12 protein-coding genes are annotated in these 13225 nt (G+C 70.2%); all 12 read right to left on the reverse strand.

The genetic code is table 11. The features are described from left to right. Positions 1–63: 63 nt before the first annotated feature. The gene (metK, locus tag BHU15_RS08755) at positions 64–1272 is read right to left on the reverse strand and encodes a methionine adenosyltransferase (RefSeq protein WP_023542991.1); all 1209 of its coding nucleotides are present in this window, start codon (positions 1270–1272) and stop codon (positions 64–66) included. A gap of 258 nt (positions 1273–1530) precedes the next feature. Then, the gene (coaBC, locus tag BHU15_RS08760; protein WP_069626669.1) at positions 1531–2769 is read right to left on the reverse strand and encodes a bifunctional phosphopantothenoylcysteine decarboxylase/phosphopantothenate--cysteine ligase CoaBC; all 1239 of its coding nucleotides are present in this window, start codon (positions 2767–2769) and stop codon (positions 1531–1533) included. A gap of 113 nt (positions 2770–2882) precedes the next feature. Next, positions 2883–3155, reverse strand: coding sequence for a DNA-directed RNA polymerase subunit omega (gene rpoZ, locus BHU15_RS08765; protein ID WP_023542989.1), 273 nt, complete (start codon positions 3153–3155; stop codon positions 2883–2885). A gap of 104 nt (positions 3156–3259) precedes the next feature. Further along, positions 3260–3823, reverse strand: coding sequence for a guanylate kinase (gene gmk, locus BHU15_RS08770; RefSeq protein WP_023542988.1), 564 nt, complete (start codon positions 3821–3823; stop codon positions 3260–3262). A gap of 38 nt (positions 3824–3861) precedes the next feature. Next, the gene (locus tag BHU15_RS08775; protein ID WP_023542987.1) at positions 3862–4185 is read right to left on the reverse strand and encodes an integration host factor; all 324 of its coding nucleotides are present in this window, start codon (positions 4183–4185) and stop codon (positions 3862–3864) included. Between the two features lie 222 nt (positions 4186–4407). Then, complete coding sequence (pyrF, locus tag BHU15_RS08780; protein WP_069626670.1) at positions 4408–5283, reverse strand: orotidine-5'-phosphate decarboxylase; 876 nt, start codon at positions 5281–5283, stop codon at positions 4408–4410. Continuing rightward, positions 5280–6389, reverse strand: a complete 1110-nt coding sequence (locus BHU15_RS08785) for a quinone-dependent dihydroorotate dehydrogenase (protein ID WP_069626671.1) — start codon at positions 6387–6389, stop codon at positions 5280–5282. The genes pyrF and BHU15_RS08785 overlap by 4 nt, the downstream gene beginning before the upstream one ends. A gap of 15 nt (positions 6390–6404) precedes the next feature. Continuing rightward, on the reverse strand, positions 6405–9725 hold the full coding sequence (carB, locus tag BHU15_RS08790; protein WP_069626672.1) for a carbamoyl-phosphate synthase large subunit: 3321 nt from the start codon (positions 9723–9725) through the stop codon (positions 6405–6407). After that, a complete protein-coding gene (gene carA, locus BHU15_RS08795) occupies positions 9718–10869 on the reverse strand; it encodes a glutamine-hydrolyzing carbamoyl-phosphate synthase small subunit (protein ID WP_069626673.1) in 1152 nt (383 codons plus the stop codon). The genes carB and carA overlap by 8 nt, the downstream gene beginning before the upstream one ends. After that, a complete protein-coding gene (locus BHU15_RS08800) occupies positions 10866–11483 on the reverse strand; it encodes a PH-like domain-containing protein (RefSeq protein ID WP_107422826.1) in 618 nt (205 codons plus the stop codon). The genes carA and BHU15_RS08800 overlap by 4 nt, the downstream gene beginning before the upstream one ends. Before the next feature lie 11 nt (positions 11484–11494). Then, positions 11495–12781 carry a dihydroorotase gene (locus tag BHU15_RS08805; protein WP_069626674.1) on the reverse strand — a complete coding sequence of 429 codons (1287 nt, stop codon included), beginning with the start codon at positions 12779–12781 and terminating at the stop codon, positions 11495–11497. 2 nt (positions 12782–12783) lie between these two features. Next, on the reverse strand, positions 12784–13225 hold a 442-nt coding region (locus tag BHU15_RS08810), incomplete at its 5' end, for an aspartate carbamoyltransferase (RefSeq protein WP_497209765.1).

Consider the following 13225-nt stretch of genomic DNA (forward strand, 5'->3'; position numbering starts at 1 on the left):
ACGGGGCGGGTCCCGGACACCGGTGGTGTCCGGGACCCGCCCCGTCGATGTGCGCCGGGCGCCTTACAGACCGGCCGCCGCGCGCAGTGCGTCCACGCGGTCCGTGCGCTCCCAGGTGAAGTCCGGCTCCTCGCGGCCGAAGTGGCCGTACGCCGCCGTCTGGGCGTAGATCGGGCGGAGCAGGTCCAGGTCGCGGATGATCGCGGCCGGGCGGAGGTCGAAGACCGTGGCGATGGCCTGCTCGATCTTCTCGACGTCGACCGCCGCCGTGCCGAAGGTCTCGATGAACAGGCCCACCGGCTCGGCCTTGCCGATCGCGTACGCGACCTGGACCTCGCAGCGCGAGGCGAGACCGGCCGCGACCACGTTCTTCGCGACCCAGCGCATCGCGTAGGCGGCCGAGCGGTCCACCTTGGAGGGGTCTTTGCCGGAGAAGGCGCCGCCGCCGTGGCGGGCCATGCCGCCGTAGGTGTCGATGATGATCTTGCGGCCGGTGAGGCCGGCGTCGCCCATGGGACCGCCGATCTCGAAGCGGCCCGTGGGGTTGACCAGCAGGCGGTAGCCCTCGGTGTCCAGCTTGATGCCGTCCTCGAGGAGCTGCTTGATCACATGCTCGACGACGAACTCGCGGATGTCGGGTGCCAGGAGCGAGTCCAGGTCGATGTCCGACGCGTGCTGCGAGGAGACGACGACCGTGTCGAGGCGGACGGCCTTGTCGCCGTCGTACTCGATGGTGACCTGGGTCTTGCCGTCGGGCCGCAGGTAGGGGATGGTCCCGTTCTTGCGGACCTCGGACAGCCGGCGCGAGAGCCGGTGGGCGAGGTGGATCGGGAGCGGCATCAGCTCGGGCGTCTCGTCGCAGGCGTAGCCGAACATCAGGCCCTGGTCGCCGGCGCCCTGCTTGTCCAGCTCGTCCTCCACACCGCCGACCCGCTTCTCGTAGGCGGTGTCGACGCCCTGGGCGATGTCGGGGGACTGCGCGCCGATGGACACCGACACGCCGCAGGAGGCGCCGTCGAAGCCCTTCTTCGAGGAGTCGTAGCCGATTTCCAGCACCTTGTCGCGGACGAGCTTCGCGATGGGCGCGTAGGCCTTGGTGGTCACCTCGCCGGCCACATGCACCAGGCCGGTGGTGATCAGGGTCTCGACCGCCACGCGGGAGGTGGGGTCCTCCGTCAGGAGCGCATCGAGAATCGTGTCGCTGATCTGGTCAGCGATCTTGTCGGGGTGGCCTTCGGTCACAGACTCCGAAGTGAACAGACGGCGCGACACATCGCTCCCTGGGGTTGCAGCGGCTGCTGGCTAGATCCTTGGCGGAACGTCCGGGGAGCTGCGCCCCGTGTCGTTCCGCCGCCAGTTTATCCGGCCGACGGCGCGGAAGGTCCAGACGTCTCGGACTGTGGGAGTGGAGTTGGCGGTGTCACTCCGTCCTGCGATACGACGATCGCCCCCCATCCCGACCTGGAACACCCGTTTTGAGCCGTTTCTCACCGCCCGAAGGGGCGAACGAAGAATTAACTTCCCGTTCGTCTACACGGAGCCGAGTGCCGGTACGACCAGGTCCCAGACGGCGTCGGCGAGCGCGTCCTTGGGACCGTACGGCACGGGGGTCTCGCCGCCGTCCGCGGCGAGGATCACCGCTTCGTTCTCCTCGGCGCCGAAGGTCTTGCGCTCCCCCACCTCGTTGACGACCAGCAGGTCGCAGCCCTTGCGGCGCAGCTTCGCCCGGCCGTTGGCCAGCACGTCGTCCGTCTCGGCCGCGAATCCGACGATCACCTGCCCCGGCCTGGCGCGCTCCGTGCCGATCTCCTGGAGGATGTCGGGGTTGCGGACGAGCGCGATGGGTGCCGGCTCCTGGCCGTCCTTCTTCTTGATCTTGCCCTGGGCGTAGTCGGCGGGACGGAAATCGGCCACGGCCGCGGCCATGACCACGGCGTCGGCGTCCGCGGTCGCCTTCAGGACGGCTTCGCGCAGTTGTACGGCGGTTCCGACGCGCACGATGTCGACGCCGGCCGGGTCGGGCAGCCCGGTGTTGGCCTCGATGAGGGTGACGCGGGCGCCGCGGGCCGCCGCCGTACGGGCCAGGGCGTACCCCTGCTTCCCGGAGGAGCGGTTGCCGAGGAACCGTACGGGGTCGAGCGGCTCGCGCGTACCGCCCGCGGAGACGACGACGTGCCGGCCGGCCAGGTCGGGCGCCGTCACACCGCGCGCCAGCACCCGGCGGCACACCTCGAAGATCGCGTCGGGGTCGGGCAGCCGCCCCTTGCCGGTGTCGACGCCGGTGAGACGGCCGACGGCGGGCTCGATGACGACGGCTCCGCGCGCGCGGAGGGTCGCGACGTTCGCCCGGGTCGCGGGGTGCTCCCACATCTCGGTGTGCATGGCCGGCGCGAAGACCACCGGGCAGCGCGCGGTGAGGAGCGTGTTCGTCAGCAGGTCGTCGGCCTGGCCGTGGGCGGCCTTGGCCAGCATGTCGGCGGTGGCGGGGGCGACGACGACGAGGTCGGCGGACTGGCCGATGCGCACGTGCGGCACCTCGTGGACGTCCGACCAGACCTCGGTGGAGACGGGGTGGCCGGAGAGCGCCGCCCAGGTCGCGGCGCCGACGAAGTGCAGGGACGACGCGGTCGGTACGACCCGTACGTCATGGCCCGACTCGGTGAGGCGGCGCAGCAGCTCGCACGCCTTGTACGCGGCGATCCCGCCGCTCACACCCAGCACGACCTTCGGTCTGTCGTCCGTCCTCGCCGAGCGCTGCGTCTGGTCCACCGTGTCTCCCCGCGTTCGGATGGCTGCGTCGTGCCTCTCTATGACACACCACAGGCCCGGCAGTCGCGCTGCCGGGCCTGTGGGATCCCTGTGGGATAAGTAACTGTCGCCTTCTACTGCGCCGGGCCGTCGATGGCCTCGGACGTCAGCAGACCCGCGTTGATCTCACGCAGGGCGATCGAGAGCGGCTTCTCGTGGACGTGCGTGTCCACCAGCGGACCGACGTACTCCAGCAGGCCCTCGCCGAGCTGTGAGTAGTACGCGTTGATCTGACGCGCGCGCTTGGCCGCGTAGATCACGAGGCTGTACTTCGAGTCCGTGGCCTCGAGCAGCTCGTCGATCGGCGGGTTGATGATGCCCTCGGGCGTGGAAATGGAAGAGGACACTCTCTTGCCTTCCGAAGATAAATCAGGGAAATACAGGAGACCAGGGACTGGAATCCAGGGTAAATACGAGGTGCTGCCGACGGCTGCGCGTAAGCGGACAGAGGTCAGACAACTGCCATCAAGGCTAGCAGCTCGCGGGCCACGTCCTCGACGGAGGTGTTGACGAGGCAGGTGTCGAACTCCGGCTCGGCGGCCAGCTCCACCTTCGCGGCCTCCAGCCGGCGCTCGATCACCTCGGGCGACTCGGTGCCCCGGCCGGTGAGCCGGCGGACCAGTTCGTCCCAGCTCGGCGGCGCCAGGAAGACCAGCCGGGAGTCCGGCATCGAGTCCTTGACCTGCCGCGCGCCCTGGAGATCGATCTCCAGGAGCACGGGCTCGCCCGCCTCCAGGCGTTCGAGCACCGCGCGACGCGGCGTGCCGTAGCGGTTGCCCGCGAATTCCGCCCATTCCAGCAGCTCACCGTTGGCGACCAGCTTGTCGAACTCCTCGTCGCCGACGAAGAAGTACTGGACGCCGTGGCGTTCGCCGGGACGCGGTTTTCTGGTGGTGGCCGACACCGAGAGCCATACCTCGGGGTGGACCTTGCGCATATGGGCGACGACCGTGCTCTTGCCGACCCCCGAGGGGCCGGAGAGCACGGTCAGCCGCGAACGTACCTCTGGTGCCATGCAGCGATTATCCAGGTTCCCGGGAGTGCCCGGGAACGTCAGGCGGCACCGCCGCCGAACTCGCGTTCAAGCGACGCGATCTGGTTGGAGCCGAGACCCCGCACACGCCGGCTCTCGGAAATGCCGAGCCGCTCCATGATCTGCTTGGCGCGGACCTTGCCCACGCCGGGCAGAGATTCGAGGAGCGCGGAGACCTTCATCTTTCCGATGACGTCGTTCTCCTGGCCCTTCTTGATGACCTCGTGGAGGGAGGCGCCGGAGTGCTTGAGTCGATTCTTGACCTCGGCCCGCTCCCGGCGAGCCGCGGCGGCCTTTTCGAGCGCGGCTGCGCGCTGTTCAGGGGTAAGGGGCGGAAGAGCCACGCCTACGTCACCTCGGATGTCGAACTGTCGGATACGGACCGGTGAGGAACTGGTTCGCCCCACACCAGGGCGAGCTACGAGCGATGCTTCGCGCGTTGGCTCTCGACGGAGACTAGCGTTGAAGACCGCTCTCGTCAGCGAGAACAGCCGAAAAGTCCTGGTCAGCATCGCTCGACCAGGACATTCCAGGCAAAACAACCCGCTTTTCTGCTTCAATCCGCGTCAGCGCGCTCCGTCCGCGCGCTCGGCCGCGCCCTCAACCGCCGTCCGTGCCTCGTCGTTGAACCGCTCCGCCGCCGCACGCAGGGCGTAAACATCCGGACCGTGACGCAGTACGCCGCGGCTGACGCTCGGCACCACGTTCGCGACGGCCGCGCCGAACACCCCCGGAAGATCGGCGGGGGTCGCCCCCTGCGCCCCGATTCCGGGGGCCAGGAGCGGGCCGTTGATGCCGAGATCCACGCCGGCCTCGCCGAGGGTCGCCCCGACGACGGCACCGATCGAACCGAGCGGCGCCGCACCGGAGTTCTCCGCCGCCATGTGATCGAGCATCAGCTGCGCGAGCGACCGGCCGTCCGCCGTGGTGGACCGCTGGACCTCGGCGCCCTCCGGGTTGGAGGTGAGCGCGAGTACGAACAGGCCCGACCCGCTGACGCGTGCCGCGTCCAGGGCCGGCCGCAGCGAGCCGAAGCCGAGGTACGGCGAGACCGTGAGGGCGTCCGAGAAGAGCGGGCTGTCCTTGTCGAGGTACGTCTGGGCGTACGCGGCCATGGTGGAGCCGATGTCGCCGCGCTTGGCGTCCATCAGCACGAGCGCGCCGGCGGCCCGCGCCTCGGCGACCGCCTTCTCCAGGACGGCGACACCGCGCGAGCCGAACCGCTCGAAGAACGCCGACTGCGGCTTCAGTACGGCGACGCGGTCGGCCAGCGCCTCGACGACCGTCCGTGTGAAGGCCGTCAGGCCCGCGACGTCGTCGCTCAGGCCCCAGGCGCTCAGGAGCGAGCTGTGCGGGTCGATGCCCACGCAGAGCGGCCCCCGGGTGTCCATGGCGCGGCGCAGCCGGGCCCCGAACGCCTCGGGCTCCGTGGCCGTGCTCATGCGGGCACCTTCCTGGTGTCGGCGCCGACGGCGTCGGCGAGTGTGGCGTACTCGCTGGTGGCCAGCCGGGCGGCGAGCCCCTTGTGGATGCCGCGGCTCCAGAACGGGCCCTGGTAGATGAAGGCGCTGTAGCCCTGGACGAGCGTCGCGCCCGCCAGGATCCGCTGCCAGGCGTCCTCGGCGTTCTCGATGCCTCCCACGCCGACCAGCGTGATCCGGTCGCCCACACGGCCGTACAGGCGCCTCAGGACCTCCAGCGAGCGGGCCTTGAGGGGCGCCCCGGACAGTCCGCCGGCCTCGGCGAGCAGGGACGGGGCCGTCTTCAGGCCGAGGCCGTGGCGCGCGACGGTGGTGTTGGTGGCGATGATGCCGTCCAGGCCCAGCTCCACGGCCAGGTCGGCGACCGCGTCGATGTCCTCGTCGGCGAGGTCGGGCGCGATCTTGACCAGCAGCGGGACCCGCCGCCCCGTGACGACGCGGTCGGCGGCCTCGCGTACGGCGGTCAGCAGCGGGCGCAGCTGGTCGACGGCCTGGAGGTCGCGCAGGCCGGGGGTGTTGGGCGACGAGACGTTCACCACGAGGTAGTCGGCGTACGCGGCCAGGCGTTCGGTCGACGTCACGTAGTCGCCGATCGCCGCGTCGTCCGCCACGGCCTTGGTCTTGCCGATGTTGACGCCGACCGTCGTACGGAAGACGGGCCGGCGGGTGGCGAGTCGCAGGGCGACGGTGGCCGACCCGTCGTTGTTGAAGCCCATGCGGTTGATCAGCGCCCGGTCGGCGGGCAGCCGGAACAGCCGCTGCCGGGGGTTGCCCGGCTGCGGCTGCCCGGTGACGGTGCCGATCTCGACATGGTCGAAGCCGAGCATGGTCATGGCGTCGACGGCGACGGCGTTCTTGTCGAAGCCGGCGGCGAGCCCGAACGGGCCGTGCATCCGCAGCCCGAGGGCCTCGGTGCGCAGTTCCTTGTAGCGGGGCGCGAGCGCCGCCGCGACGAAGGTGCGCAGCACGGGGACGCCGACGACGAACCGGATCCAGCGGAAGGCCAGCTGGTGGGCCTGCTCCGGGTCCATCCGTCGGAAGAAGAGCCGGAAGAAGAGTCGGTACATGTGAGCAGGCTCCTCCTAGTCCTCGCGGGCGGCGATGAGGTGCTGGGCGTGTTCCTGGAGGGAACGGACGCCGACGTCACCGTGGTTGAGGGCGTCGATGCCCTGGACGGCGGCGGCGAGCGCCTGCACCGTCGTCAGACAGGGGACGCCGCGCGCCACGGCGGCGGTGCGGATCTCGTAGCCGTCGAGCCGGCCGCCGGTGCCGTACGGGGTGTTGACGATGAGGTCGACCTCGCCGTCGTGGATGAGCTGGACGATGGTCTTCTCGCCGTTGGGGCCCGCGCCCTCGAACTGCTTGCGCACGATGCGGGCGTTGATGCCGTTGCGCCGCAGGACCTCGGCGGTGCCGGAGGTGGCGAGCAGTTCGAAGCCGTGCGCGACGAGTTCACGCGCGGGGAAGATCATCGAGCGCTTGTCGCGGTTGGCGACGGAGATGAACGCGCGGCCCTTCGTGGGAAGCGGACCGTACGCCCCTGCCTGTGACTTGGCGTACGCCGTGCCGAAGACGGAGTCGATGCCCATGACCTCGCCGGTGGAGCGCATCTCCGGGCCGAGGACGGTGTCGACGCCGCGTCCGTGGATGTCGCGGAAGCGCGACCACGGCATGACGGCCTCCTTGACGGAGATCGGTGCGTCCATGGGGAGGGTCCCGCCGTCGCCGCCGGCGGGCAGCAGGCCCTCCGTACGGAGGTCGGCGACGGTGGCGCCGAGCGAGATCCGGGCCGCGGCCTTGGCCAGCGGTACGGCGGTGGCCTTGGAGGTGAAGGGCACGGTGCGCGAGGCGCGCGGGTTGGCCTCCAGGACGTAGAGGATGTCCCCGGCCAGCGCGAACTGGATGTTGATCAGACCGCGGACGCCGACTCCGCGCGCGATGGCCTCGGTGGAGGCGCGCAGCCGCTTGATGTCGAAGCCGCCGAGGGTGATCGGGGGCAGGGCGCACGCCGAGTCGCCGGAGTGGATGCCGGCCTCCTCGATGTGCTCCATGACGCCGCCCAGGTACAGCTCGGTGCCGTCGTAGAGCGCGTCGACGTCGATCTCGATGGCGTCGTCGAGAAAGCGGTCCACCAGGACGGGGCGGGTGGGGCTGATCTCGGTGGACTCGGCGATGTACGAGGAGAGGCGGATCTCGTCGTACACGATCTCCATGCCGCGCCCGCCGAGTACGTAACTGGGGCGGACCAGCACCGGGTAGCCGATCTCGTCGGCGATGGCCTTGGCCTCGTCGAACGTGGTGGCCGTGCCGTGCTTGGGCGCGGGCAGTCCGGCCTCGGCGAGGACCCGGCCGAAGGCGCCGCGGTCCTCGGCGGCGTGGATGGCCTCAGGGGGCGTGCCGACGACGGGGACGCCGTTGTCCTTGAGCGCCTGGGCGAGGCCGAGCGGTGTCTGGCCGCCGAGCTGGACGATGACGCCCGCGACGGGCCCGGCCAGGGTCTCCGCGTGGACGATCTCCAGGACGTCCTCCAGGGTGAGCGGCTCGAAGTAGAGCCGGTCGGAGGTGTCGTAGTCGGTGGAGACGGTCTCGGGGTTGCAGTTGACCATCACGGTCTCGTACCCGGCGTCGCTCAGCGCGAAGGAGGCGTGCACGCAGGAGTAGTCGAACTCGATGCCCTGGCCGATGCGGTTGGGGCCGGAGCCGAGGATGATCACGGCGGGCTTCTCGCGCGGCGCGACCTCGCTCTCCTCGTCGTAGGAGGAGTAGAAGTACGGGGTCTTCGCGGCGAACTCGGCGGCGCAGGTGTCGACCGTCTTGTAGACGGGGCGCACGCCCAGCGCGTGCCGTACCTCGCGTACGACGTCCTCGCGCAGCCCCCGGATCCCGGCGATCTGTGCGTCGGAGAAGCCGTGCCGCTTCGCGGCGGCGAGCAGTTCGGGGTCGAGCTTCTCCGCGGCGGCGAGCTCGTCCGCGTACTCCTTGATGAGGAAGAGCTGGTCGACGAACCACGGGTCGATCTTCGTCGCGTCGAAGACCTCCTCCTGGCTCGCCCCGGCGCGGATCGCCTCCATGACGGTGTTGATCCGGCCGTCGGTGGGGACCTTCGCCCGCTCCAGCAGCTCGGCCTTGGTACCGAGGCCGACCGGGTCGCCGGTGAAGGCGAACTGGCTGCCCTTCTTCTCCAGCGAGCGCAGGGCCTTCTGGAGCGCCTCGGTGAAGTTGCGGCCGATGGCCATGGCCTCGCCCACCGACTTCATGGTGGTGGTGAGGGTGGCGTCGGCGGCGGGGAACTTCTCGAAGGCGAAGCGCGGGACCTTCACCACGACGTAGTCGAGGGTCGGTTCGAAGGACGCGGGGGTCTTCTCGGTGATGTCGTTGGGGATCTCGTCCAGCGTGTACCCGACGGCGAGGCGCGCGGCGATCTTGGCGATCGGGAAGCCGGTGGCCTTGGAGGCGAGCGCGGAGGACCGTGAGACGCGGGGGTTCATCTCGATGACGATGATCCGGCCGTCGACGGGGTCGACGGCGAACTGGATGTTGCAGCCGCCGGTGTCGACGCCGACCTCGCGGATGATCGCGATGCCGATGTCGCGCAGCCGCTGGTACTCGCGGTCGGTGAGGGTCATCGCGGGCGCGACGGTGATGGAGTCGCCGGTGTGGACGCCCATCGGGTCGAAGTTCTCGATGGAGCAGACGACCACGACGTTGTCGTTCCGGTCGCGCATCAGCTCCAGTTCGTACTCCTTCCAGCCGAGGATGGACTCCTCCAGGAGCACCTCGGTGGTCGGCGAGAGCATCAGGCCCTGTCCCGCGATACGGCGCAGCTCGTCCTCGTCGTGGGCGAAGCCGGAGCCGGCGCCGCCCATGGTGAAGGAGGGGCGTACGACGACGGGGTAGCCGCCCAGTTCCTCGACGCCGGCCAGGATGTCGTCCATCGAGTGGCAGATGACGGAGCGGGCGGACTCGCCGTATCCGATCTTCGCCTTGACGGCTTCGACGACGCCCTTGAAGAGGTCGCGGTCCTCGCCCTTGTGGATGGCTTCGACGTTGGCGCCGATCAGCTCGACGCCGTACTTCTCCAGGACACCGTTCTCGTGCATGGAGATGGCGGTGTTGAGGGCGGTCTGGCCGCCGAGGGTGGGCAGCAGCGCGTCGGGGCGCTCCTTGGCGATGATCTTCTCGACGAACTCGGGGGTGATCGGCTCGACGTACGTGGCGTCGGCGATCTCCGGGTCGGTCATGATCGTGGCCGGGTTGGAGTTGACGAGGATGACGCGCAGGCCCTCGGCCTTGAGGACGCGGCAGGCCTGGGTGCCCGAGTAGTCGAACTCGGCCGCCTGGCCGATGACGATCGGACCCGAGCCGATGACCAGGACGGACCGGATATCGGAGCGCTTAGGCACGCTGGCCCTCCATCAGGGATGTGAAGCGGTCGAAGAGGTACGCGGCGTCGTGCGGGCCGGCAGCCGCCTCGGGGTGGTACTGGACGCTGAAGACCGGCCGGTCGAGCAGCCTGAGCCCTTCGACCACGTTGTCGTTGAGACAGACGTGGGAGACCTCGGCGCGGCCGTAGGGGGTGTCGGAGATCTGGTCGAGCGGGGCGTCGACCGCGAACCCGTGGTTGTGGGCTGTGACTTCGACCTTGCCGGTGGAACGATCCTGCACGGGCTGGTTGATGCCGCGATGGCCGTACTTGAGCTTGTACGTCCCGAACCCCAGTGCCCGGCCGAGGAGTTGGTTGCCGAAGCAGATGCCGAAGAGCGGTGTGCCGCGCTCCAGCACGCCCTTGACGACCGTGAGGTCGGCGGTGGCGGGGTCGCCGGGCCCGTTGGAGAGGAACACGCCGTCGGGCGCGACCGCGTACACGTCGTCGACGGTGGCGGTGGCGGGCAGGACGTGCACCTCGATGCCGCGCTCGGCCATCCGCCGCGGGGTCATGCCCTTGATGCCGAGGTCGATGGCGGCGACGGTGAACCGCTTGGTGCCGACGGCCGGGACGACGTACGTCTCGGTGGTGGCGACCTCCGCGGAGAGGTTGGCGCCCTTCATCCGGGGCGCCTCCTTCACGCGCGCGGTCAGCGTCGCGTCGTCGGTGAGGAGGCCGCCGGGGAGGGAGTCGCCGGAGAAGATGCCGACGCGCATCGCACCGCGCTCGCGCAGATGGCGGGTGAGCGCGCGGGTGTCGACGCCGCTGATGCCGACGATGCCCTGCCGCGTCAGTTCCTCGTCCAGGGAGCGCCGGGAGCGCCAGTTGGACGGGACGCGGGCGGGGTCGCGTACGACATAGCCGGCGACCCAGATCCGGCCGGACTCGTCGTCCTCGTCGTTGACGCCGGTGTTGCCGATGTGCGGGGCGGTCATGACGACGACCTGGCGGTGGTACGAGGGGTCGGTGAGGGTTTCCTGGTAGCCGGTCATGCCGGTGGAGAACACCGCCTCGCCGAAGGTCTCCCCCACGGCCCCGTAGGCACGGCCGCGGAAGCTGCGGCCGTCCTCCAGGACGAGTACGGCGGGAGCCTGGGCGGCTCCCCGGGTGGAGAGGGTCATCGTGCGGTGCCTTCCGTCGTGAAGGGCGCGTCGTCGGTCGGCGTGGTCGACGCGTTCGTGGTCGGTGTCTGATTCGTCGTGATGGACTGGTTCATGAGGTTGACCGCGTCGACCCAGGCCGTGTGCTCGGCCGCGCGGTCGGAGCGGAACCCGGAGTCGAGCAGCCGGTCGCCGTGCTGCCAGGTGAGGATCAGCAGTCCGCCCTCGGCGAGGACCTTGCCGGCGATGCCCTTGTCGAGCCGGGCGGCGCGCAGTTGGCCGGCCGGGACGAAGAAGTCTGTGGCTCCGGGGCGTACGACGTCCACGCCCGCGTCGGTGAGCGTCAGCTCCACCCGGCTGCGGACGCCGAGTCCGTGGGCGACGATGCGGTCCAGCCACTGACCGGCGGTGGTGGAGCCGTGGTAGCGACCGCTGAGCCGCAGCGTCGCCTCTCCCGTGACTTCCGGCACCTGGGGCAGCTCGGGCAGGTCCGACTGGAGGCTCCCGCGCCACTTCCAGCCCTGGCGCATCAGCCAGTACACGAGGGCGATGAACAGGAGCAGACCCACCACCCAGCCGATACGGGCGGCCCAGTCGGTCACATCCGCCGACTTCTGTTCGGCGGCCAGATTGATCAGTACAGCGCTCACGCCAGATTCCCGTCGACGACCGTGGCACGGCCCCGCAGGAAGGTGTGTGTGACGCGTCCCGGCAGCTCACGGCCCTGGTAGGGGGTGTTACGGCTGCGGGAGGCGAAGCCCGCGGGGTCCACCACTCCACGGTAAGCGGGATCGACGAGCGTGAGGTTGGCGGGCTCACCTGCCGAGACGGGACGCCCGTGACCGGCGAGACGGCCGATCTGCGCGGGCCGCACCGACATCCGGTCGGCGACGCCCGCCCAGTCGATGAGACCGGTGTCGACCATCGTCTGCTGGACGACGGACAGCGCGGTCTCCAGGCCGACCATGCCCATGGCGGCCGCCGCCCACTCGCAGTCCTTGTCCTCGTGCGGGTGCGGGGCGTGGTCGGTGGCGACGCAGTCGATCGTGCCGTCCGCCAGGGCCTCGCGCAGCGCCAGGACGTCGGCCTCGGTACGCAGCGGCGGGTTCACCTTGTAGACGGGGTCGTACGTCCGTACGAGCTCGTCCGTCAGCAGCAGGTGGTGCGGCGTGACCTCGGCGGTGACGTTCCAGCCCTTGGACTTGGCCCAGCGGACGATCTCGACCGAACCGGCCGTGGAGAGATGGCAGATGTGCACGCGGGAGCCGACGTGCGCGGCGAGCAGCACGTCGCGGGCGATGATCGACTCCTCGGCGACGGCGGGCCAGCCGCCGAGGCCGAGTTCGGAGGAGACGATGCCCTCGTTCATCTGGGCGCCCTCGGTGAGCCGGGGCTCCTGGGCGTGCTGGGCGACGACTCCGTCGAACGCCTTCACGTACTCCAGTGCCCGGCGCATGATCACCGCGTCGTCCACGCACTTGCCGTCGTCGGAGAAGACCCGCACCCCGGCGGCCGAGTCGTGCATGGCGCCGAGTTCGGCGAGCTGCTTGCCCTCCAGGCCGACGGTGACGGCGCCGACGGGCTGCACGTCGCAGTAGCCGGACTCGCGGCCGAGCCGCCAGACCTGCTCGACGACGCCGGCGGTGTCGGCGACGGGGAAGGTGTTGGCCATGGCGTGCACGGCGGTGAAGCCGCCGATCGCGGCGGCCCTGGTGCCGGTGAGGACGGTCTCGGAGTCCTCGCGGCCGGGCTCGCGCAGATGGGTGTGCAGGTCGACCAGGCCGGGCAGTAGGATCTGCCCCTCGGCCGCCACGACGGTGGCGTCGCCCGCGTCGATGTCCGTGTCCACGCGCTCGATGACCGTGCCGTCGATGAGTACGTCGCGCACTTCGCCGCCGAGCACCTTGGCGCCACGGATCAGGATCTTGCTCATGGTTACTTGCTCTCCTCGGTGGCGGACGTCGCGCGGGAATGGGTGACGGCGGGCTCGTTGCCGCCAAGTAGCAGATACAGCACGGCCATCCGCGTCGAGACGCCGTTGGCGACCTGCTCGACGGCCGTGCAGCGGTCGGAGTCGGCGACCTCGGCGGTGATCTCCATGCCCCGGTTCATCGGGCCGGGGTGCATGACGATCGAGTTGTCGGGCATCCGGGCCATCCGCTCGCCGTCGAGCCCGTAGCGCCGTGAGTACTCGCGCTCGGTGGGGAAGAAGGCGGCGTTCATCCGCTCGCGCTGGACCCGCAGCATCATCACGGCGTCGGACTTGGGGAGCACCCGGTCGAGGTCGTACGACACCTCGCACGGCCACTCCTCGACGCCGATCGGCACCAGGGTCGGCGGGGCGACGAGCGTGACCTCGGCGCCGAGCGTGTGCAGC

The organism is Streptomyces niveus (assembly GCF_001723055.1).
Classification (GTDB): Bacteria; Actinomycetota; Actinomycetes; order Streptomycetales; family Streptomycetaceae; genus Streptomyces; species Streptomyces niveus.